General features: G+C 60.1%; 17 protein-coding genes and 1 pseudogene. 3 read left to right on the top strand and 15 right to left on the bottom strand.

Translation table 11 applies throughout. From position 1 onward, the window contains the following. Positions 1-64 precede the first annotated feature (64 nt). Positions 65-349 (top strand): DUF2478 domain-containing protein, encoded by a 285-nt coding sequence (locus tag ACX3P0_RS22145; RefSeq protein ID WP_459091961.1) that lies wholly within the window; start codon positions 65-67, stop codon positions 347-349. Positions 350-537: 188 nt separating this feature from the next. On the opposite strand, the gene ACX3P0_RS22140 is transcribed toward ACX3P0_RS22145, so the two are convergent. From ACX3P0_RS22140 to ACX3P0_RS22070, 15 genes are all read right to left on the bottom strand, one after another. After that, the gene (locus ACX3P0_RS22140; RefSeq protein WP_459091959.1) at positions 538-1770 is read right to left on the bottom strand and encodes an NnrS family protein; all 1233 of its coding nucleotides are present in this window, start codon (positions 1768-1770) and stop codon (positions 538-540) included. Positions 1771-1879: 109 nt separating this feature from the next. After that, positions 1880-2323 (bottom strand): pseudoazurin, encoded by a 444-nt coding sequence (locus tag ACX3P0_RS22135; RefSeq protein ID WP_459091957.1) that lies wholly within the window; start codon positions 2321-2323, stop codon positions 1880-1882. Positions 2324-3520: 1197 nt separating this feature from the next. Next, the gene (locus tag ACX3P0_RS22130; RefSeq protein ID WP_459091955.1) at positions 3521-4930 is read right to left on the bottom strand and encodes an HlyD family type I secretion periplasmic adaptor subunit; all 1410 of its coding nucleotides are present in this window, start codon (positions 4928-4930) and stop codon (positions 3521-3523) included. Continuing rightward, positions 4927-7074, bottom strand: coding sequence for a peptidase domain-containing ABC transporter (locus tag ACX3P0_RS22125; protein ID WP_459092021.1), 2148 nt, complete (start codon positions 7072-7074; stop codon positions 4927-4929). Before ACX3P0_RS22125 ends, ACX3P0_RS22130 begins: the two co-directional genes overlap by 4 nt. 119 nt (positions 7075-7193) lie before the next feature. After that, positions 7194-7529: a hypothetical protein gene (locus tag ACX3P0_RS22120; protein ID WP_459091953.1), complete on the bottom strand. Its 336-nt coding sequence runs from the start codon at positions 7527-7529 to the stop codon at positions 7194-7196. A gap of 55 nt (positions 7530-7584) precedes the next feature. Beyond that, positions 7585-12387 (bottom strand): DUF4082 domain-containing protein, encoded by a 4803-nt coding sequence (locus tag ACX3P0_RS22115; RefSeq protein ID WP_459091951.1) that lies wholly within the window; start codon positions 12385-12387, stop codon positions 7585-7587. A 1065-nt stretch (positions 12388-13452) separates the two neighbouring features. Further along, positions 13453-14391 carry a phosphotransferase gene (locus ACX3P0_RS22110; RefSeq protein WP_459091949.1) on the bottom strand — a complete coding sequence of 313 codons (939 nt, stop codon included), beginning with the start codon at positions 14389-14391 and terminating at the stop codon, positions 13453-13455. A 15-nt stretch (positions 14392-14406) separates the two neighbouring features. Continuing rightward, a complete protein-coding gene (locus tag ACX3P0_RS22105) occupies positions 14407-15336 on the bottom strand; it encodes a phosphotransferase (RefSeq protein ID WP_459091947.1) in 930 nt (309 codons plus the stop codon). Positions 15337-15368: 32 nt separating this feature from the next. Further along, positions 15369-16637, bottom strand: coding sequence for an allantoate amidohydrolase (locus ACX3P0_RS22100; protein WP_459091945.1), 1269 nt, complete (start codon positions 16635-16637; stop codon positions 15369-15371). Next, positions 16630-17388 carry a DeoR/GlpR family DNA-binding transcription regulator gene (locus tag ACX3P0_RS22095; protein WP_459091943.1) on the bottom strand — a complete coding sequence of 253 codons (759 nt, stop codon included), beginning with the start codon at positions 17386-17388 and terminating at the stop codon, positions 16630-16632. Before ACX3P0_RS22095 ends, ACX3P0_RS22100 begins: the two co-directional genes overlap by 8 nt. Further along, entirely contained in the window at positions 17378-19198 is a 1821-nt protein-coding gene (locus ACX3P0_RS22090; RefSeq protein ID WP_459092019.1) for a dipeptide ABC transporter ATP-binding protein, read from the bottom strand. Before ACX3P0_RS22090 ends, ACX3P0_RS22095 begins: the two co-directional genes overlap by 11 nt. A gap of 2 nt (positions 19199-19200) precedes the next feature. Further along, positions 19201-20109 carry an ABC transporter permease gene (locus ACX3P0_RS22085; protein WP_459092017.1) on the bottom strand — a complete coding sequence of 303 codons (909 nt, stop codon included), beginning with the start codon at positions 20107-20109 and terminating at the stop codon, positions 19201-19203. 10 nt (positions 20110-20119) lie between these two features. Then, a complete protein-coding gene (locus ACX3P0_RS22080) occupies positions 20120-21100 on the bottom strand; it encodes an ABC transporter permease (protein WP_459091941.1) in 981 nt (326 codons plus the stop codon). A 62-nt stretch (positions 21101-21162) separates the two neighbouring features. Beyond that, the gene (locus ACX3P0_RS22075) at positions 21163-22728 is read right to left on the bottom strand and encodes an ABC transporter substrate-binding protein (protein WP_459091939.1); all 1566 of its coding nucleotides are present in this window, start codon (positions 22726-22728) and stop codon (positions 21163-21165) included. After that, positions 22725-24170: an amidase gene (locus ACX3P0_RS22070; RefSeq protein ID WP_459091937.1), complete on the bottom strand. Its 1446-nt coding sequence runs from the start codon at positions 24168-24170 to the stop codon at positions 22725-22727. Before ACX3P0_RS22070 ends, ACX3P0_RS22075 begins: the two co-directional genes overlap by 4 nt. 408 nt (positions 24171-24578) lie before the next feature. Between ACX3P0_RS22070 and ACX3P0_RS22065 the strand changes: the two are divergent. Together ACX3P0_RS22065 and ACX3P0_RS22060 are read left to right on the top strand one after the other, a co-directional pair. Further along, positions 24579-24899: pseudogene (locus ACX3P0_RS22065) on the top strand (site-specific integrase); the annotation flags it as partial. A gap of 285 nt (positions 24900-25184) precedes the next feature. Then, positions 25185-25559 (top strand): DUF1801 domain-containing protein, encoded by a 375-nt coding sequence (locus ACX3P0_RS22060; RefSeq protein ID WP_459091935.1) that lies wholly within the window; start codon positions 25185-25187, stop codon positions 25557-25559. The last annotated feature ends 21 nt before the right edge of the window (positions 25560-25580 follow it).

The following is a 25580-nucleotide window of genomic DNA, read 5'->3' as shown; positions in this document are numbered from 1 at the left end:
GTCGCAAAAATGTTATCAATGACAATAGCGCCATCAGACTGCCGGTCCGCATGCTGATGTGGCGATGCTTGAACTTATTTCCAGCTACGTGCCAGAAATGGGTGTCGGTGCCCTCGGGCAAATAGCCCTTCGAGCTGAACGGCTACGCTTCTCGCGCAAGCGAACGTTTGCTCTGCGCGAATCGATAGCCGGAATTCCTGTGTTGACCGTAGTGCGAGATACGTACTCCGATGCTTGGTCGGCGTTTGGTGGCGAATTTGTCGAAACGCTTGCGCCATGCCCAGACAGCACGCTTGATTGGTGTCGGGCCGTGCTCGGTCGTGACAAGGCAACGACGTCCTCAACTTAACCCGCTTGGAACAATTTATGGCATCCGCACGATGGTATGCGCGCTACCTCCAATGGTCAGCACATCGGGTGAGAATTGCCTTTGAGCAGAAATCGATTCGGTAAAAATGTAAATCGCTCTGAGCCCTTTTGCCGACTGTCGATTCGTGCCGCGCGCCGACATTTTCTATTGCCCATGCAGTAGTCGGCCTAAGGATTTTTGACTGCAAGCAACCGTTCGAAAATCCTGCAGTCGCGCTCCCCGGCCCGAAGGCGTGGCCGCACGAGCATAGGCCCAAATAGCACTGCATATCCGAGGAAAGCAATCGTCCATGAAGCTGCCGATGCGTACAGCAAGGCCATCTGCTCTGGATGGAAGGCTGCACAGATACGCAAGGTCGCAGCAAACAGGATTGCAGCGAAAACCAGACGTCCTTCCGGCCCGGCTCGCAACTCTCGACCCGTGTGGCCGAGCGTCGAACGCACCATCACCGCCAGTGTCATGCAGCCGACTGCACCTACACCGAACGCGTGCAGTCCGGCCGCCGGCGGCACCGTCTGAGGAAAGACCGCTGCTAGCCCGGCGAGCAGCAGCCCCACGGGCACGAACGCATAGGCCAAATGAAGGATCAGCACGAGCGGGTCTCGCCATGTACGATCGCCCGCCCATCTGGCCAGCCGTATGGTGTTGAGCACGGCAGCTGAAACCAGTACAGCGCCGGTTTCCACCCGTCCAGGGAACAACGACCATGCAGCCAGCGCCAGTGTGCCGAGCACAATTACAGCAACATCGAAGCGGGCGAAGGGAACCGGTAGGCGGCCAGGATTTTCCCGCACAAGCCAGTTGCGGGTAAAGCTTGGGATGATGCGTCCGCCGATGATCATGATCAGCAGCACGATTGCTCCGATGGAGAGACGTCGGCTGATGTCCGACAAACCGTCGTAGTGGGCTTCGGCGTGGAACAGGAGGTTGGACACGAACAGTACTGAAACCGGAGCTACAACCTTCAGGTTTCGCCAATTGCGGCCTGCCACGATCTCATTGACGGCAGCGATGACGACAGCGAGCAGAAAGGCGCCGTCAATCACTGCGGCCGCAAGCCAGCCAATCTCACTCGAGAAGAACACCGCGAAGCGGCCCGCAAGCCACAGAAGGACAAGGGCCAGAAGAGGGGCGCCCTGAACCGGCAACCGTCCGGTCCAGTTTGGTATGGCGGTCAGAAGGAAACCCGTTACCACTGCGGCCACGTAGCCAAAGATCATTTCATGGACATGCCAGTCCAACGGCGCGAACTCGCTTTCCGTGTCAATTCGGCCAAAAAACAACGGCAGCCAGAATAGGATCGTTATCCCTGCATAAAAGGTTCCGGCCAAGAAGAAGGGCCGGAAACCATAGGAAAGGACCGCCGGGTAGTTCCCCGGCTTCGTGCGCGGGATCGCCATGTTGTCCCATACCGATCTGACTTATATCGATGCCTAGAGAGGGACCGACGCTGCGCGGAGGACGCGCGAGTCCACTCAGCATCGGAGGCGGTTCATTGAATTCGCCGGCTCAATTTCCGGCCGAGACCTTTGAGAGCAGATCGGCGAAGGCGGCCTTGGCCTTGCCCGGCTGCTTGATGGTTTTGGCCTGTTCAAGATTTGCCGGCTTGCCTACCACGATCAACGCCACCATCCCCATACCGTAGTGAGGCACACACTTGACGCCGTAGACGCCTTCCTTGTCGAGTGTGACGGTAATCGGCTTGCTGATCTCGCCCTTGAAGGGCTGTGCACCTTCCGGAATCATGCCGTCTATGCTCGCAGCATCATGACCTTTGTCCGTAGGAACGAACGTGACCGTGTCGCCTGGAGCGGCTTCGACAAAGTTTGGCTGGAAGACCATGACGCCGTGCTCGCCCTTGTTGAGCATCTGTACCTGATGATCGGCCGCATATGCGCCGCCGGAAGCCATCAGGGCAGCGAAAGCCAGGGTGATAAAAGATTTGCGTCTCATTTACGCGCCTTTCTCTTTTACAACAATCCGATCGTTGCGCCGCTTCTATATAGGCGTTCGGCAGTCAACTTTGCGATAACGCAAATTTGACGCAAATGTGCTCACTCTATCCCAAGATCGTCGAGGACGGTGTAGGTTACCCGGGCCGTGATGAAGCGATGTCTACGGCAGCAGTAGTAGGCATTGAGACGAGAGGGGCACATGGTTTGCGTCTGCGCGCAGGCGCGTGTGGCCGGAGAATTATCCCTTCATTTCATAGAAAATTTCAACTTTTTGAATCCTGCAACGTGCGCCAGGAGTCCTGAAAGTTGAAACTGCGAATACAGGCTCCACATTGGTGGGCGACCATCTGCCGTTGGGCGTAACATTGTATTTTCGGCGCGCTTTGGAGAGAGAGGATACCGTTTTGACCCACCGTTGGGAAGTCTGAACTGGTAGACACCACGACCTTGGCACATCACGATTCCGTCTGGGGAGGGCGGCAACCATCCCATCTCGGATAGCGGAGACCATCCCGATTGTATTTCCCGCGGTTTCGTGCTCGCGAATAAAGGTTCTGCTCCGCGATCCTGACGCTTTCTCGGAATGGATCGGACGACGGAAAATGGGAGCGCCGACTATCGGCAAAGGCCCGGAATCGATTGCAGAAATATCATGATGGATCCAGCGAAAATCGATGACTGAGAAGCCATCGGGTTTGTAAAATAATTTTACGAACCTGAAGCCGGACGTCCGCCCAACCGGCTGCGGGGCGTATGGTCTACCTCGGCGTGGGTGGCGATATAGACGGTCAGATCAACCCCACGCTTATGCTGCAAACAGTCGGCCCGCAATGCGCCCTCATTTCAGCCGTTAAGATCATCTTTTGCGCTATTTGAAAGCGGCCATTCTTCGTAGACCTCGGTGAGGTTTGCATCTCGTCCATGGAACTCTTTCGGTCGCTGGCCGATCCCATTTCGCCGTTATATTTCCTTAATTCGCAGTGCTTCTGTAAGGCATTTGGTAGCCCAACATCGTATCGTCCTCTGCATTAGCCTATGTTCCACCCAAGGCGGTCGAATTCTCCCTGCAACGTGCCTGTTCGATTTGTTTTGCCCGTGCGCTCGTCACTCGGATAGCTGGCAAATTTCCAAAAAGGCTTGGTTGCGATGCACTTGTTATTAAAGCGTCGGCCTCCGGAACCGGGTGCAGTCAAATTTAAGGCTCGCGAAGACTTTCGTCGAAGCCGCGCAGGAGAGGATAGAGGAAGTAGGAAATGACCGTGCGCCGGCCGACGTTGATTTCGGCCTGGACGGTCATGCCCGGGATGAGATGGAAGCTTGGCGGCAGGGCGCGGAGCGTCATACCCCCAAGAGCAACTCTCATCTTGTAGAAGGGCGCTGTCGCTTGGTTCTTTTCTTCGGGCGCGAAGCTGTCCTGACTTATCATCCGAATTCTGCCGCTTACAGTCCCGTGCTTCTGGAATGGAAATGCATCAAACTTGATCTTGACGGGTTCATTACCCGCCAGCCGGCCAATATCCTTCGCCGCGACGGACACTTCGGCTTCCAGCGGGACATTGAGTGGAACCAAGGTGAACAGCGGTTCGGCCTCGCGCACCACCGAGCCGATCGAGCGCTGGGCGATCTCCAATACCGCGGCATCCGCCGGCGCCGTCAGCACCGCCATTCGCTGACGAAGCCTTGCCTTTTTCAATTCCTCTGCGGCGGCCGAGCGGTCGTTTCGCAGTTGAACCAGTTTTTCTATGGACTCCCGGCGGAAGTCTTCCACGAACGCCTGGCGTTCGGCATTGTTTTGCTCGATGGTCTGGGCGGTCTCCCGCTGGTTACCGCGATTGGCCTGGAGACTGGCCTCGATATCCAGGCTTAGGTCGCGACCCTGCAAATAGCTCAGACGTGAGCCCGCGCCGTTGTCCATCAGTGTCGAGCGCATCTGGTCAATCTGGTGAAGACCCTCAAGCCGCTTTCCCAGCACGACTTCTTGCTCGCGGCTGCCCGCCAGGATCGCCTCGGCGTGTGCGAGTTGTGTGTCGAAATCGTGCAATTTGGCCGAATAGTAGGCTTGGCGCTGGTTGAAGAGCTCAGCCTGAAGCGTTTCGTCCGGCCTCGCCCCTGGCGGCGCGACATACCGCCTCTCGGCCAGCTCGGCGCTTATGCGATCGATCTGTGCGTCATAGCCGTTGATCTTGTCTTGTAGTTGTTCACTATCAGATGTGGCGAAAGTCGGATCCAGCGTGGCGAGCGGCTGCCCGGTATGCACGGTGTCGCCGACCTTCACGGCAATTGAACGAATGACCGATGTTTCCAGCGGCTGCACGATCAGCATCGGCCGCGTTGTGAGAAGCCTGCCGGGTGCCACGACGATTTCATCGATTGTGGCAAGGGAGGCCCATGCGACCGCGAAGCCGAGAAACAGGACGACCGCGTATAGGGTCAAACGCGCAATCCGTGGCGGGGATCTCGCCTCTAGTTCCTCAGCGTCGGGCTGAAATTCGGCTACGATCGGCACTGGAATCGCATGAACCACCTTCAGTGGCGGCTTGGCAAGCACCTCTTCTGGGCGGGCGTCGCTTGTCGCGATGGCAAGTCTTGGACGTGGGTTTTTCATCCCGCCAGCCTCGTCTGCTGGTTCCATAGCTGACGGTAGGTCGTGCAGCGGGTAAGCAACTCATGGTGTCCGCCCACATCGGCGAGTTGGCCCTTGTCCAGGACGAGGATGGCATGAGCATCGGCGAGTGTGGAAAGCCTGTGCGAGACGATGATAACGGTACGACCTTCCGCGATGGCGCGAATGCTTCGTCTTACGATCATTTCACTTTCGGGATCGAGCGCGCTCGTCGCTTCGTCGAAGATGAGGATACGTGGATCATTGACCAGGGCTCGTGCAATGGACAGGCGCTGCTTCTGGCCACCCGACAGATTTTCGGCGTTCTCCTCGATCATCGTGTCGAAACCGCGGGGCAGTTGCTCGATGAATTCGTCGGCTCCGGCCAGTTGAGCCGCCCTTACAATTTGCTCGAAACTTGCATCCGGTCTCGCCGCCGCGATATTGTCGCGGATCGTGCCACGGAAAAGGAAATTGTCCTGGAGGACGACGCCGACGCTCTTGCGCAGATGGTTCAGGTCGAGCTCGCGAATGTCGTGTCCGCCAATGCGGACTATACCCTCCTGCATAGGGTAGAGCCCTTGGAGCAGGCGTGTGACGGTTGTCTTGCCTGAGCCACTGCGCCCGACAACGCCGAAGATGCTGCCTGGCTCGATTGAAAAGGAGACACCGTCGAGGGCCAGCGACAAGTCTGGACTGTATCGGAAGGAGACGTTCTTGAATTCGATTCTACCCCCTATGATCGGTGTCAGTCCGTCGGCGCGGCCGCAACGCTCCACGCGCTGATTCATTACTTCGCCGAGCATTCGCACCGAAAGCGCGACTTCCTGATATTCGTGAACCATCGTCACGATCTGCACCAAGGGTCCGGAAACGCGGCCCGCCAGCATGTTGAAGGCCACCAGGGCGCCGATCGTCATGTCGCCGCGGAACACAGCTAGGGCGCCGAAACCGACGATGGACACGCCCATCAGCTTTTCCATCAGGCCGGTGATGGATTGGGCGGCTGTCGAGATTTTCTCCACGTCGAAACGGCTGTTTATGGTTTGCGCGGACCGATCGTCCCATACGCGCCGCTGCAGCGGTTCCATCGCCAGCGATTTGACGGTGCGCATGCCGTGGACGGTTTCCACCAGCAGCCCCTGCCGCGCGCCCTCCGCTTCATACAACATCTTAAGGCGGCGCCTGAAGGGGCCGACCAACACCGCCACGACGATTGCAAGCGCGGCGCTGAATAGAAGCACCATTGTGGCCAGTTCGCGGCTGTACAGGAAAAGTACCGGGACGAATACGAGAAGCGAGAGCGAATCCAGGATCGTCAGGAACAGTCGTCCCGTCATGAACTCTCGGATGCGGCCGGCCTGCTGCATATGCCTGACCAGCACGCCTGCCGAGCCTTGCTCGAAAAACGTTATCGGAAGGTCGAGCAGATGCCTGAAGGTGCGGGTCGCCACGCGGATATCGACCCGGTTGGTGGCATAGATGAGCAGATAGCGGCGCAGGAAGACGAATGCCGCATCGAAGAGCAGCGCTACCCCGACCCCCAAACTGAGAACATAGAGCGTCGCATGGCTCTGATGGACGAGCACCTTGTCGATGACGAGTTGGAAGAAAATGGGAGTGGCGAGACCGAGGGCATAGAGGAACAGGACTGCTACGGCCACATCAAACAGAAGCCGCCGTTGGCGTACGATATCGGGGAGGAACCAGCGAAAGCCGAAGGGCTGGTCCGGATCATTGAGTGCGTAGCTTCGTTTGGCCAACAACAACTCGCCGCGCCATCTGACGCAGAACCGTTCGACCGCTACCTCAAGGAGTTCCGGCCGCTTGGCCAGCGGATCGAAAAGCCGGACGATCTCTTCGCCCGCCTCATTGTGTCCGGCGGACACCACCGAAACCCAGTTGCCGTTGTCGAGCGGCGCCAGGGCGGGATAGGCCTTGCCCAGTCTGGCAAGCCCCGAGCGCCCGACCTTCGCAAGACGCGCCCGAAGGCCTGCCTCCCTGGCCATGCGAAGCATAAGAGAAGGCGGGACGGGGTCACTTCCCACCGCGTGGATCGCGGCAAGCCGTTCAGGCGTGGTCCCGAGCCCGTGATGAAGCAGGACGGCTGCCAGACATTGCAGCCCCGATTGCGGCGCCCCCTCCATGCAGCGAAGCCTTCCCCTAATCGTTAGAGTGTCGTGCCCCCCCGACCGGATAGGCAAGGAACCCCGCGTCCGTCCCTCACGTCTGATTGGTGTGAAAACGGGACCATGCGTCCGCTCGGTCAATTGAAATTCGGTGAGCCGTTCTGCTTCGTTTCGGCGCCGATGCGGGTCGGCGTAACACCGCCTCGCGCATCCGAAGATTCACTTTGGCCTGATGCGACTGACGGCGTACGCTTGATCGCGCCGCCTTCGATTAGCCCTTGCAATGCCTTCTGCATGAGCTCGACGCTATTGGCGAAGCCTTCAACAGACATGACGATACGTTGGCGGAACACCGGTTTGGGCGCATTGGACTGATCGCGCTCGGTCGGCGAAAGGCTGACAAGGTCGACGCGCACGGTGGTGCCGCTGACCGTGATCTCGCCGATGCCGTCCGCATAGATCTCATTGTGCATTATGTTTCCTTCCTTCGGGTTGGCCGGCGCGGTCTGCGCCGGAATCATTGACCGGTCAGGCTGCCAGTTGGCCGTTGAAAATCACGTCCACCCAGTAGTTGGATGAGTTGTAAGAACTTGTCGGGAAGGCGCTCGCCGAACCGTAGGCATAGATGCCGTTACCGCCGGAGGACGAGCTTGAGGGCGCCGTCAGCGGTCCGTTGGTGACGGCGTCGGTGAAATAGTTGTTGTTCGCCGAGTAGTGACCGCTCGTGTGGTAGGAGATGACGTAGGTCGCGCCGGCGGTGATCGGGACGGCACTCGAGAAATTCGCCGTCTGCCAGCCGCTCAACGTCTCGTTCGTGAATGTGGTGGTCGCCAGAAGCGTACCCGTGCTGCTCCACAGGCTTCCCGTGTGCGTTCCCGTATCCTGGGAGCCCTTGTAGAAACTGACCCCTGTGACTGAGCCGCTGGTAGACGCGGAGAACTTCATCCCGAGCTCGACGGGAGAAGTATCGTTCACGTTGACGGTTTCCGGCGTCGAAGTGTCCGCGAACAGACGCTGGGTGTTGGACGGCGCCGTCACGGTCAGTGCGGCGTTTGCGCTTGCGCTGCCGCCCCGCCCATCCGAAATCGAATAGCTGAAGCCGCCATTGCCGGTGAAGCCGCTGGTTGTAGTGAAGGTGATCGTGTTGGCCTGGGCGTTGAAGGCGACGGCGCCGTTCGTCGGGGCCGATACGTCGGTGATCGCCAACGGATCGCCGTTCGGATCGGTGTCGTTGGCCAGCAGCGAGGCCGCCGCGATACTCAGGACAGTATCTTGCTGCGTTGTGAATCCGCTGTCATTCGCGGCGACTGGCGGCTGGTTCGGCAAGGCGCCGGCGGGGGCGTAAACAACGTCGACCCAATAGTTGGTGGCGTTGTACGTATCTGTCGGGAACGCGGTCCCCGAGCTATAGGCGTAGACGCCGTTTCCGCCGCTCGCCGTGCTCGATGGAGCCGTCAGATTGCCGCTTGAGACCGAAGAGGAGAAGTAGTTGCCGTCGGCCGAATAATGGCCCGAGCTGTGGTAGGAGACGACATACGTCGTTCCCGCCGTGATCGAGATCGGGGTGGAGAAGCTTGCGGACTGCCAGCCGCTCGCCGTTTCGTTGGTGAAGGTCAGCGAACCTAGCAATGTGCCGGTATTTGTCCAAAGGCTTCCCGTGTGAACGCCCATGTTTTCCGGACCCTTGTAGAAGCGGATTCCATCTACGATGCCCGCGGCAGAGGCGGTGAATTTCATTCCGAGTTCGACCGAATCCGGATCGCTTTCCGTTATCGTCGATGGCGTCGCATTGGCGGCGAAAAGGCTCTGCATCACCGATGGCTGCGTTACGGTCAACGCAACATTGGCGCTTGCAGTGCCACCATTGCCGTCGGAAATCGAGTAGCTGAAGCCGCCATTGCCGGTGAAGCCGCTGGTTGGCGTGAAGGTGACGATACTGGTTTGGGCATTGAAGGCGACGGTGCCGTTTGTGGGGGCGCTGACGCCGGTAACCGTCAATGTGTCGCCATTCGGATCGGTGTCGTTGGCCAGGAGCGACGCGACGGTGATCGAAAGCGCGGTGTTCTGGACCGTCGTGAAGCCACTGTCGTTGGCGGCCACCGGAAGCTGGTTGGCACCGCCGCCGATGGGGGTGTAGATGACGTCGACCCAATAGTTCGACGCGCCATATGTGCTTGTGGGCATCAGGTTGTCTGGGCCGTACGTGTAGACGCCGTTACCGGTGGGCGCTGTGAGTTGGCCGCTAGTGTGGGCCGTGGCGAAATAGTTCGAGGTGCTGGCGTAGTGTCCGTTGCTGTGGAAGCTTGCCACGTAGGTCGTGCCGGCGTTGATCGAAACAGGGCTGCTGAACGTCACCGTCTGCCAGCCGCTTGACGATTCATCGGTGAAATTGGCGGTCACAAGCAGCGTTCCGTTGCTGTTCCATAGACTCCCGCTATGCGTTCCCGTGTCCCCGGTACCCTTGTAGAACCTCACGCCGTTGATCGTGCCCGCCTGCGACGCCGTAAATTTGACGCCCAGATTGACCTGCGCGCTTTCCTCATCCGAAAGCGTCTCCGGCGTATCCGACGAAGAGAAGAGCGTTACGCCGCCCACCGTCAAATGAACGAACGCGGATCCGGTGCCTCCGCGACCGTCGGAGACGGAATAGCCAAAACTTGCGGGTCCCGAATATCCAACCGTTGGGCTAAAAGTGATCGCGCCAGTCTGCGCATTGAATGAGACCGAGCCGTTCGACGCTGCGCCGGCGCCCGAGATCGTCAGCGAGTCACCATTGGGGTCGGTATCATTAGCTAAAAGTGTCGTAGCCTGAAAGGTAGTCGGGGTATTCAGACCGGTGATAAGGCCGTCGTCATTCACCGCCACTGGCGGTTCGTTGACCGTGTCCGTGGCATTGAACACGACATCGACGAAGTAGTTCGCCGTGCCGCCCGAAGTCTGCGGGAAAAGGCTGGCCGTGTCATAGGTATAGACGCCCCCGGTGGCGGTCAGAGGCCCGTTGGTATGGGGGCCGTTGAAATAATTCGGACTGTCTGCGTAGTGCGCGTTGCTGTGGTAGCTGGCTACATAAGTTGTTCCGGCACTGATGGACACCGGGTTGCTGAAGGTTAATGTCTGCCAACCGCTGGCGGTTTCCTGGCTGAACGTTCCGGTCGCTAGCAACTGCCCGGTGCTCGTCCACAGCGAGCCGATGTGGGTTCCGCCGTCGCCTAGCCCCTTGTAGAACTTGATCCCGACGATGGTGCCGGCCGTCGTCGAACTGAACTTCACGCCCAAATTGACGAAGCCGTCGTCGGTCTCAGACGCAACGGTGGGGATGTCGTTAGGGAAAAGGCTGGTGATGGCGGCCGGCGCGACGGCAATAGTAGTGCCAACCGATGGCGTTTCCAGGTTCACGCTGTCATCAACGGCGCGCGAACGGATCGTATAGCTACCGCCGGCAAGCGGAACCCAGCTATAGGTCCAGGAGGAGAAGCCCGTGGCGCGATGCCAGTTCTGGCCGTTATCGGTGGAAACCTCAACGACGGCAACGCTGCCGCCGCCCGCATCGACCGCAGTACCCGAAACCATGATCGACGTGCCAGCGGTATAGTCGCCTGACGAGGTGACGGAAGTTATAGTGCTTGTCGGGGCGACATGGTCCGTCGTCTGCTGGGCCACGGCCAAGCTCTGCACCAAGGTCTCCGGCTGGACGCCCATATCCGCGAACAGGTTGACCATCGCCTGCTGGACGTTGGGGTCCGTCGGGGTTGCTTCATTGTCGTGGTGATCATCCAGGCCCCACGACCAGTAGACCGTGCCGGCTCCGAACACGAGCGCGCCGCTCGGTGCGCGGTAGAGGGTGAGGCTATGTTTGGCCGTTCCCGCGCCGGTCGTGTTGCCATAGTCATAGAGCAGGCTGTTGACATCGACCGTGGTCGAGGAAAGAGGGACGAGGCCATCGGGCCGCGCGCCGTTGTCCAGATCGGAATCCCATTCATACCCCAAAAGGTTCGGCGTCAGGGAATAGACCTGTCCCGGTTGGATATCGGCGACCGCCGTGTTGCTCCAGAAGCGGAAATTGGAAAGGTCATAGGGAATCTGGATCGTATCCAGGCGGTAGGAATCGACGGTGAAGATCGTGCCCGTTAGCCCGTTTTCCGGCTCGCCTGCCCCGAATTGCGGATCGCGCCACGTCGAGGTCGTTCCCGCCGTGTCGATATTGGCGTTGTCCCATCGCTCCTTGTAGGAAACGAGCGTCTTGTACGGCGTTCCCGACCCATCGATGCTGGGGGCCCAGCGAGTCTCCCAATAGACTTCGTTGCCGCTCATGAAGGCCAGATTGACGCCTGCGTCGCGGGCTGCCTCGACATTGTCCCGCTGGTCCGCCGACCAGTATTCGTCGTGACCGACAGAGAGGAATATCTTGCTGTTTAGTAGTTGGCTGGCCGAGCGAGCGGTGTCGATGCCAGAGATGTAGTTTACATCGTAACCGTTCTGTTCGAGCCAGCGGATCGCCGGATATTCTTCGCCGAAGACAAAATCCTGCGGGCCGGCCGCATAGCCGCCGTCGCGCGTGATGATCGGACGGTTGTAACTCACCGCATAGGCGCGGCCGGCGTGCCCGAAGTCGTCAATCCCACCGTAGAAATTGTATCCGCCCCACCAATTGTAGGCCTGCCAGGTCGTGTCGGATGTTTGGAACGTGATATCGCTGGGAGCCTCATCGTCGCGGACAACAAACGGGATGATATTCCTCCCCTGCGAACCGTCGAGGCGCGTCAGTTCAGCGAAGTAGACGCCCGAGACGGCGTCGGAGGGTATCGTCCAGGACGCCGAGACCTGCCAGTTGCCGGCGTCGACGAGCTTCAGTGCTGGATCAAACATCGGATCGGGCTGAATCTGCGCGTTAGCCAAGGTCTTGTTAATCGTCGCGACTTTGCGCGCGCCGTCGCCGCCGTAGTAGCCGAGCCTGTAAATATCGATGCGATAATTCTTGGAGTCGGTATTGATCTTGAAATCGACTGTCTGGCCGTTGTCGATTGTGAATTCCGCAGCGTATCCCTCGATACTTGGATCGGCTGTACCGATTAACCAGTCGGCCTCGGGCGTTCCTTGCTTCATGTTCTCGAGCACAATCGGATTGCTGGCAGCCGCTGCAAGCGGCGTTACAAGCATTTCCTGGGCCGGCGGAAGCAAGGCCGTCGAGGATTTGGCGTCGGGCGCGGTGCCGGTCGAAGCGGAAGCATTGCCAGTGACACCCGTGCTCAAGTCCGTTTGCCCACTCGCATCGGCAACGCCATCGCCCGGATTGAAGTATTGCAGCACCCTGGGCGCATAGCCGGTCGGCATGCCGTTGGTCGCCGCCGGCCCTCCGATCCGAACGGAACAGATGGTACAAGCGCGCCCGGTACACGAACCGCAGGGCGAGGTACTCGCCGCACCGCGCCAGTCCGAATTCCAGCCCAAGGCCGGCGTCGCTCCCGGTGAGCCGCCAATTGCAGTTGCAGACTGTGTCTCCGATGAAGTTTGACCGCTCTCTGACGTTGCCGAAATAGAGGTTGCCGACGAAGAGGAGGTATCCGACCTTAAGAAGGGTCCCATCGAGACATAGGAGGCAGGCGGCAACGAAAGCTCGGCGGTGCCGGCATAACTTGATCCATCGGCAACAGGTTGAATTGATGCACGCATGGAAGGGGCAAGCGCCATTGTAGGAACGCCAAGAGTATTGGGCAGATAGGGGGAGACTGACGCCGAAGATGACGCTGGCTCATTCGCCCGGTCTTGCACTCCATTGAACGCCAGATCGGCCGATACTTGGACCGCGAGGTGTGATCGGGTGATCACTTTAGGCGCATCAGATAACAATTTACTGGAGACGGGAGCCCGCGCGCCGATCTTCGATGACCGCTGATGATCCTGGCCGGATCTGGTGTCAACTACTACCGGTCCCTGATCCGGGGCAGAATTTTTCTGCCTGTTGTGAAATTCGTCCATCAGCATCCCGCCCAACAGGTTCGACTTTCAAACACTCCTCTGCTCGCATCTTCGCGCACCATCACTCCGCTGACGATTGCTTCTTTGGGTGATTGGCACCGCTAAAAGTACTAGGCTATTGCCGATGAGGAAATCGGTAGGTGTCTAGTGTAGCGTTCCTGAAGGATAGCCCCGCCAGCAACTACGCGTTTGTCGCCGCTAGCCGCTGACTGACAGACTTTGGCACGTTTGCAAGCATGGCTTCGTCGATTCCGTGAACGACAGCTTTTCCGATTTTTGCACCCAAAACTTGACCGACCGCAAACGGCCCCTAAACCGCCGAGCAGCAATGCGCCCCATCCTAGCCGTAGAGGCAAACATTGCCTTCGCCTGAAGCAGACATTCCGGCAGCATGGTGATGCACACGGATCGCGACTGTTCCTACACCGCATTCAGCCAATCGGACCAGCGTGGGTCATTCATGAGAAAGCGCGTTCGCATATGCTTCCAGGTGCCGTATTTGTAGAAATCGAAGTCGAGGCTCGACACCTTATTCTGGACCATGGCCCAGGTCGACCATTTGAGGTCCACAAGCGCCTTGAACAGGGAGACCCGGGCGGTGATGGCCGAATCGACGCGGCCGTAATACTCCTCGATCATCTCCGCCTCGATCTCCGGCGAAAAGCACATTTCACCAAACCAGAGCGCCAGTTCTGCCGCCCTGTCATTGGTCGAAGCGTATTCGAAATCGACCAGCGTCACCCCACCCTTTTCGTCGAGCAGGAAATTGCCGGCCAGCGTGTCGTTCATGCAAGGCGCAAGATCGAGCCCGGCCGCTTCGATCGCAGCGCGTGCCTCGCGATAGCGTGCGTTCATCCAGCCAAAATCGGCGGGAAACTCGCCGCCGAGCGAAAGCACTTGCCGGAAGTGCTCGTCGATCATATCGAAGGTTGTCTTGACTAGGGAAAGCGCGGAACTGTCGTTGAAGGCTTTCAGTGCGCGCACTGCATTACCGCGCACCGTCAAATCGAGGAAGTCGGCATTGGTCGAGGTGCGCAGCCCCTCGATGAACGCGCTGACTTCGATACCCGTCTCCGGGAAGAAGTGGATAATGCGGGCACCGACGCCGGCCTCATGCGCCAGACGGCCGGCTTCGTTTGCGGCAGCCCGATCGATGAACATCTCGGTACCAACGCCGGGAATTTTCACGAAGAAGCTGTGCGGCGCGCCAGTGACATATACCCGCCAGTTCGGATTGCTGATGCCGCCCAGCACAGGTTCGTAAGAAATCTCGCGGTCCTGCCAATCGGGCACCGCGAAAATCGCCTGTTCGATTGCTTTTTCCGCCGGGGTCGTCGCCTCACCTAGAATGCGTTTCATTGCCGCCTTGCCCCCTCAGACCCGCGTCAGCCACGTTTGGAAACTTGGCCCTTCGAGAATAGTGCGCGCCCGAAGCAGGCGCCACTCAGCATATTTGAAGAACTCGACCTGCTTGCGCGCGGATCGGGCCGCGCTGATGAAGCCCCATAGCGCCCACATGAGATCGTCGGCCGCCCCATAGAGCCGGGCGCGTGCAAAGACCCTCGCATCGGGTGTGCCTGTGGCGATCTCAATGGCCAGCAGCGCCTCGCCGTCAAAGGGCAGAAGTTCGGCGAGTACTGTTCCGAGGTCGTGGGCGAGGTCCGCCTGGCGAGCCCATTCGAAATCGACCAGGCGCACCTCGTCCTTCGGCCCCACCATCACATTCGAGGAAACACCGTCAGCGTGGCAAGGCACGGCATCGATACCGGTCGCCGCGATTGCCGCGGCAACGCGCTCGACCGCCACTGATGTGACACGCACAGGCGCGGGCAGCGCGACACCGGATACCTGCGCGATCCGGCGATATGCCTCGATCAGATCAAAGACGCTACGCGTTTCCGCGAGCGGCGCCACGGCATGGAAGGTGCGCTTGGCCGCCAGCAGTTTTTCCAGCACCTGCGGACGACGGAGCACATCCATGCTGCCGCCTCGCCATTCATCGCCGAGCGCTTCGAACACCAGCACGCCATTGGCTGCATCGGCATGAAACAGCCTCGGCGCGATGCCGATGTCACCCGCCTTGCGGCTCGCCTCTTCGGCGTGATCGAAGGTCACGAAGTCCTGCATATCTTCATGCAGGCGCTTGACGAAAAGTGGTTGCCGCCCAGCCATGGTGGCGACGCAGCAATGGTTCTCCACCGCCCGGTGAACCGGCGATACGACGCCCGGAAGCGGCGGAGAAAGCACGGCTTGCAAACAGCCGGCATGGGCGAGCACCGCGTGAAAGGCTTCATCGGGCTGCATGGGCGTCCTCCTCTCGCCGGCCGTCGGCTCGTTCAAATGCTGTCGACGCTTTCCAGCAGTCGCCGGAGAAAGGCTGTCAGCATTGTAAGCCCGGCCTCCATGTCCTTGGTTTCGGTAAGCTCGTCAGGATGATGGGTGATCCCACCCTCGCTGCGCACGAAAATAAGTGCTGCAGGAATACCGCCGTTCTGGAGGGCCACGGCGTCATGGCCCGCGACCGAAGCCATGCGCAGGGGCCTGAAACCGCAACCTTCGGCCACCTCATCGGCAAGCGCCATGAGGGACTTGTCCATACTGGCGCGAGGGCGGACAGCATCCGCCGAGATGGAAAGATGAGTGCCGGTATCGTGGGCGATCTGTTCGAACGCGTCGCGCACCGCCTGTCCGGCCACTTCCAACTCGGCAACTAAGGTGCTGCGCAGTTCGAACCAGACCATGGCGCGTTCCACCACCACGTTCGGCGAGTTAGGTTCGACGATAAGCCGCGCCGCCGAGCGGTGAAAACCTGGCCAGTGCGCAGCAATGGTTGCCTCGAAAGCGGCAATGCCGCGTGCGGCCGCAAGCAATGCATCCCGGCGCTCGGCCATCGGCGTCGGGCCGGTATGAGCCGCACGACCGATCCAGCCTACCTTCATCTTGCGTGCCGCCCAGGTACCTTCGACGACGCCGATGCGGTGGCCGGCCTCGATCAGCTTCATGCCCTGTTCGGCATGCAGCTCGACATAGGCTTTCGGCCACGGTGGGACGCTGCCGCTTGCGCCATCCACGCCGATGCCAGCAAGAGCTTCGCGCAAGGAAATGCCGGAGCCATCGCGATGGGCCAGGCCGTCTTCCAACGCAAGAGCGCCGGAAAACACCGAGCTGCCCGTCAGGCTCGGCTGGTAGCGCGCGCCTTCCTCGTTCGTCCAGTTGACGACGGCAAGGTTGTGGCGCGGTTGGAAGGTTCCGGCCTTGCGGATTGCATCGAGTTCGAGGGCCGCGCAACCAGCCGTTATCACGCCCAATGCACCGTCGAAGCGACCACCGTTCGGCTGTGTGTCGAGATGGGAGCCTGCGAATATCCAGGGCGCGTCCTGTCCTGCCCAGTCGAAGCACGCGAACTGGTTGCCGATAGCATCGTGGGCCATGCGTGTGCCTGCCTTGCTCATCCATGCGGCGAAGGCTGCGCGCGCAGCACCGTCCTCACTGCTGGCGGCGAGCCGCGTCACGCCACGCCCTGGAATTGAGCCAATCGCCGCTATCGCGTCGAATGCGGCAAGCAGGTCTTTCAGGCAGGAACCCGCTGTTGTGGGGTTATCCATGTACGATCTCCAACTGACCGTTGCGGGCGGCTTCCACCACATCATCCGGCGGCCGCAGGTCCGTCACAAAAGTATCGACACGGTCGAAACCTGCGGTGATGACATTGCCGACCTTGCCGAACTTGGAGTGGTCTGCCAGCATGACGCTGCGGGTGGAGTGACCGAGTAGCACCTGCCTGATGCGCGCCTCGTCTTCCTCGAAATCCATGAAGCCGAAGCCGGCATTGACGGCAGCAGCGCCCATGAAAACCATGTCGAAGTGGAATTGCTGAATATAGGAGACGGTATCGTAGCCGACGAGGTCCTGTTCCACCGGGCGCAGCCGGCCAGGCGTCATCTGGACCTGAACCCCGAAATGTTCGCAGGCTTCCTGCGCAATGCGCACGGAATTGGTGTAGAGCCGCAACCGCTTGAAGCCGGTCAGCCGCCTGGCCAGGGCAAGCGTCGTCGTGCCAGTGTCGAGGAATATGACACAGTCGTCGTCGATCAGCTTGTGCGCCAGCGCGGCCACGTGATCCTTTTCGAGCGCGTTATGCTTGATCCGCTCGGTGATCGGCGTGTCGGCGGCGCGCCCGGCAGGGATCGCCCCGCCATGCACGCGCCTGACGGCTCCTTCGGCTTCCAGGTTCTTGAGATCGCGCCGTATCGTTTCGCCCGACACGCCGAACTCCGCCGAAAGCTCCACCACGCTGACCCGTTGGTCGCGGTCGAGCCGCTCGAGAATGATTTCCTTGCGCAGTTCACCCGACATCAATGGTTTCCTTCTCGCGGACCTTTTCATGGGTGTGGAGGCACGCGGCAGAATTGCCGTCGTCGAATGCGAATAGCGGGGGGTCGATCCGGGTGCAATCCTCCCCCGCGCGCGGGCAGCGCGAGCGGAACGAACAGCCTACCGGCAGATCGATCGGGCTCGGCGGCTCGCCGTCGAGAAGATAGTGCGTGCGCGGGAACCTGTTGGCTTCAAGCGTTGGCATGGCGCTCAGCAACGCCCGCGTATAGGGGTGGCGTGGCTGCTCGAACAGGGTCGCGTTGTCAGCCATCTCAACGATGCGGCCCAGATACATAACCGCGATACGGTGGCACATCCTGCGCACCAGCGCGAGATCGTGCGAAATGAAGACGTAGGAGAAGCCGTGCGCGGCCTGAAGCCTCGTGAACAGGTCGAGCAGCTCGGCCTGCTCCACCTGGTCGAGCGCGGACAACGTCTCGTCCAGGATCAGCAGCCGGGGCTTCAATACCAGTGCGCGCGCAATATTGATGCGCTGGCGCTGGCCGGCGCTCATGCCGACCGCCAGGCTGTCGGCATGTTCCAGGTCGAGCCCGGCTTCTACCATCGCCTCCCGCGCCAGCCGTGCCGCTTCAATGCGGCCTTTTCCGTGGATCAGCAATGGCTCCTCAATCATGCGCTGCACGGGCATATTTGCCGGTAACGATCCGTAGGGATCCTGCAGAAGAAGCTGGAATGACTGCCGCAATTCAGTCAGCGATCGTACGGAAAGACTGGCGAGGTCTTTGCCGAGAAAAGCGATACGGCCGCTGTTGGGACGCTCCAGCCAGGCCAGAAGCCGTGTGAGCGTGGACTTTCCGCAACCGCTTTCGCCCACGATGCCGAAATTCTCGCCTGCCTTTACCGCGAAGGAAACGTTGCGGATGGCCTTGACCTCATTATAGGCGTTGAAGGTGCCGCGCCGACGCACGAGATAGGTGCGGGTTACGTCGTCGACCACCATCACAGGCTCGCTGTCCAAGGTGGTGGGCGCCGTCACCCCCTTCCAGATGGGTGGGATGCGCGACAGTAGCGTCCGGGTGTAGGGTTGCTGCGGATTACCGGTGATGGTTGCCGTCGGTCCCTCTTCGACGATTCGTCCACCCTGCATCACCAGCGTCCTTTCCGCGATCTGTGCGACCACAGGGAGCGACGAGGAAATGAACAGAAAGGCGGTGTCGAGGCTTTTGCGCAGATCGCTGATAAGCCGGATGATCTGTGCCGCGACGGTGACGTCGAGCGGTTGCGTGATGTTGTCGGCGATGACCAACGAAGGATCGGAAATCAAGGCATCCACGATCATGACACGCTGCATCATACCGCCGGAAAACTGGAACGGCGCTTCATGGAATCGCGCTTGCGGTGACGGGATGCGTACCTGCGCAAAAAGATCGAGTACCTTTTCGCGTGCCTCCGCGCGGCCGGTGCGTGGGCGGACCGCGCGGAGTTTCTCGATGATCTGGTTGCCGATGGGCAGCCGCGGGTCGAGCGATCCCATTGGGTTCGGCCCAATGAAGCCGATGCGGTTGCCGCGCACGGCCCGCAGCTCGCGCCCGCCCAGCGCCAGCACGTCCTTACCTTCGAACACAACCGTACCGGAAGCGATTTCCAGGGGCGGTAAAACGGCGCGGACCAATGCACGGGCCAACACCGACTTGCCGGAACCGGCCTCGCCGACCAGCCCCAGCACTTCGCCGGGCTGCAATACGAAACTCACCCCGTCGACGACGCGGCGTACCCGACCGTCGCGCTTCAGGTCAACGGAAAGGTCGGAAACCGCCAGAATCGGGGCCATAATCACGCTTCTCCCTGTAGGATCGCGTTGCGGGCGCGTTCCAGCGCCGACCCGATGAGATTGAGGCAAGTCAACGAGACCAGCATGAACAGGCCGGGCATCGTGGCGATCCACCAGGCGTTGATCAGGTATTTGCGCCCATCGGCGATGACGTTGCCGAATGTCGGCGTGGGCGGCTGCACACCGAGGCCAAGGAATCCCAGAATGGATTCGAAGATCATCATGCGCGCGATATCCAGCACCGCGACAAAGGCGATTGGCGGCAAGATGACCGGGGCTACGAACAGAAGCATGATGCGAAGGTCCGAAGCGCCGAGCACGCGTTCGCCCAGCACATAACCGCGGTTGCGTTCGCCGAGTGCGACCGACCGGACGACACGTGCATAGAGTGGCCAGCCCGACAGGCCGAGCACCAAAATGATGGCCGGAACGGTGGGCCGCGAGACACCCAGGATGGTGATCGCCAGAATGATCATCGGAATCGAGAGCTGCGCATCGGTAAGCCGCATGATGACGGCGTCCACCCAACCGCCGCGAAAACCGGCATAAAGGCCGAGGCTGCAGCCGACAATGAACATCAAAACGACCGTTGTGACGCCGATAAACAGCGAATAGCGCAACCCGACGAGGCACCGCATCAGGACATCGCGCCCCAACTGGTCGGTGCCGAGCACATGCGGCCACGTCCATCCCTCCATGGGAAAGGGCGGCAGCAACTTGGAGCCGTAGGCGATCTTGATCGGGTCGATGGAACTGACCAGCGGCAGGAAAATCGCTAGGAAAACGAGAAGCGCAAAGCCGCCAAATCCGATGCGAAAATCCGTGCGCGCAAAAGCCAGTTGCAGCATGCGTCTGGTCGGCGTCACCCTGCGCCGCGCCTTGCCCTGTGGAACGGCGTTCTGGTGAGCGATATCGGTCACGTCAGTACTCCAGTCTCGGATCGATGGCCATTGCGACCAGGTCGACCAGGATGTTTATCGCGACGAACATTATGGACATGAAGATCGCAATTCCCTGGATCAGCGGAAAGTCGCGTTGCAACACAGCATTGATGGTCAACAGGCCAAGCCCCGGATAGTCGAAAATGAACTCGACCACGAGAACTCCGCCGAGCAGCATGCCCAGCTGCACGCCGAGCAAGTTGACCAACGGAATGGCGGAATTGCCTAGTGCATGGACCAGAACCGTGCGGCTCCTGCTCAGCCCCCGGATCGGAGCCAGCTGGATAAATTCCTCGCGCATGACCTGCGCGACGGAAACGGTGAGCGTGCGCAGAATGAAGGGGACGATTTCCACCGCCAGCACGATCGCCGGCAAGATGACATAGCTGAAGCCACGGTAGCCGATGGCCGGCAGGAGCTTGAGCTTCACCGAAAGCAACAGCGTCAGCACGATTCCGAGCCAGAAGTTCGGCGTCGACACGCAGACCGAGCCGACACCAAGTGCCAGCTTGTCCGGCCACCGTCCCGGATAGAGCCCGCCCGCCGTGCCGAGCGGAACGGCAACCAGCAATGCCATCACCAGTGCTACGGCCCCCAGTTGCAACGTCATCGGCAACGTCTTGAGGATGAGTTCCAGCACCCCGGCCCGCTCTTCGCGCGTCGGATCGTCAAAGGCGGATCCACCCAGACTGGCACCGCTCTTGGGCCGCACGAAGGAGCGGCCAAGATCGCCTGTGACGAGGTCCCCCAGATAATACAGGAACTGCACCGGAATAGGCTTGTCCAGGCCAAGCTCCTTGGCCTTCAGGGCGACCACCGCGTCGGGCGCCATGCCTCCAACGATCAGCCGCGCCGGATCACCCGGAACGACGCGCAGCAGTGTAAAGATGATAAAGGTGACCAGCAGGATGATGAGAACGCCCTGCAGAAGCCTTCGCAAAAGAAACGCTAGGACGAACATCCATATCCTCCCGACTGGAAATCAGGCGGCCGCATGCCTCCACACGCGGCCGCCCGAGTGGCTCAGGCCAATGTCGCCTTGTTCGCGTCCATCATGCCGTTCGGATAGAAATACATCCCTTCCAGCCCGTCTCGCATCGCATGGATGAAGACGGAGGTGAACAGCGACAGTGCCGGCACCTTTTCCGCAAGCATCGGCATGACCTCCTTCTGGATCACCGCCTTGCGTGCTTCGGGCTCGAGCGTGTTGCGTTCCTTGTCCAGCACCGCGTCCAGATCCTTGTCCTCGATGCCGCAGATGCGCTTCGAACTGGAGTGGAAATGCGTTCGCAGCACGAGGTCGGGTTCGGGCGAGCCGGTCGACCATCCGCAGTCGACCATGTGGCCCGGACCGCCGCCCGGCCGATCATAGAGCTGTTCATTCCAGGCAGCGACTTCCATGACGTTGAGCTTTACCGGAAAACCCTGTTCCTGGAGCATCGCGGTGATGACCTCGCCATATTCCTTGGTCTTGGGATAGAAGCCGACCGATGTGATGTATTCGAGTTCCGGTAGGCCCTCGCCCTTCGGGAAGCCGGCTTCCGCCAGCAGTCTTTGACATTCCTCTGGATCGAATTTCGGATAGTTCGGCGTATCGATGTAGCCGAACTTGACGGGTGAAATCCAGCAGTCCGAAGGGTGGCCGGATACGCCCAGTATGTCGAGAATAACGGAGCGGTCGATCGCATGGGCTGCGGCGCGACGCACGCGCGCATCGTTGAACGGCGGCTTGGAGCAGCGGAACCACAGATATTTGTTCTCCACAGACACGGCCTTACTGAGTTTGTAACCACCGGCATCCTCGATGGACTTTACCTGCTCCGCCTCCAGGCGCTCGATCAGGTCGGCCTCGCCATTGAGCAGTGCCAGCGTGCGGGTCGTGGCGTCGCCGACAAAGGTGAAGTTGATGCCCGGAAGCGTGGGCTTGCCTTGGTAGAAGCCGTCAAATGCCTCCAGCACGGTCGTGTTGCCGTCCTGGCGGACGAACTTGAAGCCACCGGTGCCGTTCGGACGCGCCGAAAGCGACTTCTTGTCGGCCACATCCTTTGCGGACATGATCGGCAGAAAAGCCGACAGGAACCAGAAAAGGCTTGCCGGATAGCCGGCCTTGTCGGTCTTGACGCGCGCGACATGCTCGGACACCACCTCGACCTCGCAGGGGCCAGGATACCATGCCGCAGGCCTGTCCGCCTGGCTTGCATACTCGAACGTCGCCTTCACGTCCTCGGCCCCGAACGGCTTGCCGTCATGGAAGGTGACGCCTTCGCGTAGCGTGAACTCAAGCGTGTGCTCGTCGATCAGCTTCATGTCAGTGGCCAGTTCCATCACCAGCTCGTCCGGCTTTTCGGGCCGCATCGGTGCGCGTGTCAGGTAGCCGAAAACGTAGCTTTCCAGATTGATCTGCGCCAGCGTCGTATGGGAAGACGGGTCCCAGTTGCCGGTCAGGTTCTCGGCCGACATGAAATTGAGCGCCTTGCCTTCCTCGGCATGCGCGGGATCGACCAGGAAAGCGGTATTGAGAACCGGCAGGCCAAGTGCCACGCCGGCCATGGCAGAACTGGTTAGGAATGTTCTCCGATTGAATTTCATGATGGTTCCTCCACAGCTGGTTTGTTGGATGTTCCACACTCCGCTTTGTCGCCAGCAACGACAAGCGAAGGTAGTTGATCAATGAAAGCGAAGTTTTCGGCGCGCTGGCAGAAAGCCATGACCTGCGCATCGGCATGCCGGCGCCCGACGACCTGTAGGCCGACCGGCAGGCCACCCGCCGTCAGCCCGCATGGGATCGAGGCGGCTGGATTGCCCGAAAGGTTGAACGGATAAGTGAATGGCGTCCAGCCGGTCCAGGCGAGAACGGCGGATGCCGAGCGCCAACCCTCTGGAGCCTCGCGATCGGCGGCGAAAGGCTCGATTGGCACGGTCGGCAACAGCAAGAGATCAATATCCTCGAACAGCGCGTGCACGCTGCCGGCAAAATCGGCCCTGGTCTTCATGGCTGCGAGATAGTCGGACAGGCTGTAGGCCGAGGAAGCCTCGACCAGGCGGCGGAAACCGCTACCAAAATCGCCAAGATCGGCCTGAGCGCCATAGGCGACGCCCCTGCCTGCAACCCAGAGCGTCTCGAAAATGCCGATGGGATCCGGCCATTCTGGTTCGACGAGGCGGACATCTATCTCGAGGCCACGCGCGATGGCCTTGACCGCATCTTGCACGACACGCGCGATTTCCGGTGCCACGTCCACGCCGAACAGCGTTGGTGCAAAGCCTATGCGAAGTCCCGAGACCGCGCCCGTCTGCGTATAGTCGGCATTGTCGTCGGGCAGCGCCTGATGGTCGCGCGGATCGGGTCCCTTCGCGACATTGAACAACAGGCCGCTGTCCTTCGCCGACAGGCTCATAGGGCCTGCGTGAGACAACATCTCCGTGGCGCTCCATGGCCAGGTGGGTACGCGGCCCAGAGATGCCTTCATCGCAAAGATGCCACAGAATGCCGCCGGAATGCGCACCGATCCGCCACCATCGGAGCCCAGCGCGAACGGAACCATCCGCGCAGCAAGGGCTGCGCCCGACCCGGAACTGGAGCCGCCGCTCGTCAAGGCCGGGTTCCATGGGTTGCGCGTCGGTCCGTAGAATTCGGAGTTGCTGGAGCCGGACCAGCCCATTTCCGTGGTCGTGGTTTTGCCGATCATGATCGCTCCGGCCTCGATCATGCGCTGCACGATCGGCGCGGTCGCTTTCGGCACGAAGTCGCGATAGGCGACCGATCCGCGCTGGCAGAGCCGTCCGGTCACATAGAAGAGATCCTTGACGGCCATCGGAATGCCGTGGAGCGGGCCACGCGACTTGCCCTGCGCGATTTCCCTGTCACATGCCCTTGCCTCCTCCAGTGCTTCGTCCGCGTAGACCTGGCTGAATGCGTTGACGATCGGGTTCAAGCGTTTGATGCGGGAAAGGCTCTCCTGAACGAGAGCCTCCGACGTGAGGCTACCTTTGGAAAGCACTGCCTTGAGGGAAGAAACCGAAAAATCCACAATCCCACTCCTGCTATGTGGAATTATGTGGAATTTGTGGAAATTGTCAAGCAAGGCACAAAAAAACTGCGGTTACCCCGTGTACGGACCTAAGTCCAGTCGCCACACGATTAACGCTTTGCGACCACCAATTCTCTCCCGGTTTAGAGCCCGATTTGCGGTTCGTCATCATTCTCGCGAGTATGCAGAGAAGCCGATTCCGAACGATATTCGCAAGATAGAAAAGCATGCGGAGTGGTTGCTTTTTAGGAGGCGGCCGAAATGCCCAGAACTTCCGAAATGGTCGACACCGGAACGGCAGCTAACCGCAAAACGCCGACCGAAATCGGACAGGCCGCTCCCGGCCCCTGAGCGGTAATGCCGAAATGCCGTTTCTCCTATGGCCAATCAAGGCCAAGGAGAACTCACATGGGTCATTCTCATTTCGATGATGCAAGCCGTGAGCGCGCGGCTTGGAACGCTGGAAAAAAGGTCGGCACCAAGCGTCCGCTCACACAGAAACAGATCTGGGCCGTTCGGTTCTTCCTGGACCGGGAAAGGCGCGTTCGGGACCGTGCCCTGTTCGATCTGGCAATCGACAGCAAGCTTCGCGGATGCGATCTGGTCAAAATAGGGATTCGTGATCTGGTCGCGGGGCGAGAAATTAGGACCCGCGCGATCGTCGTTCAGCAAAAGACGGGCCGCCCAGTCCAGTTCGCATTAACGGACTTGATCGCCACTCCAATAATGAACCTCATCATTCCAACCCCCCAAATCCGCGACATACTCGGACTTAGGATTCTGGTTGGCCATTGCCGCCGGCGCAAGCCTCAAATCGCCGACCTGCTTCATTAGAGTCAGCCTTATGCGCCCGATGCCTCCAGATGAGTCAGTCTTATTCTGTGGGCCGAGTCTGACTTTTGATGCCTTGACGTGCTGAGAAAGGCAGAATTCCAAGCAGTTGGGAGTTTTCGCGAGTCAGGCTTATGATCCCCGCTACAGGAACGGCGGGACGACACGAAAGGTGAAACGACCATGGGCGAATCTCCTTCCCGACTGATCGACGCGCGGATCGAGCAGCTGGGCGACTGGCGGGGCAGGATGCTGGCCCATGTCCGCGCTCTCATCCAGCAGGCCGACCCCGAAATCGTCGAGGAATGGAAGTGGCGGGGCGTTCCGGTGTGGTCCCACGGCGGGATCGTCTGCACCGGCGAAACCTACAAGAGCGTGGTGAAACTGACCTTCGCCAAAGGCGCTTCGCTGGATGATCCCTCGGGGTTGTTCAACGCCAGCCTCGACGGCAAGGTGCGGCGCGCCATCGATCTGCATGAGGGCGACGAAGTGGACGAGGGTGCTTTCAGGGCGCTGATCCAGGCTGCCGTGGCGCTGAACCGGCCAGCGGCGAAATGATCGCTTCCCCTTTCAGACGCT

This window comes from Mesorhizobium sp. A556 (genome assembly GCF_054489545.1).
Note: the sequence above shows the minus strand (reverse complement) of the source record. Positions and strands in the feature narration are given on the sequence as shown.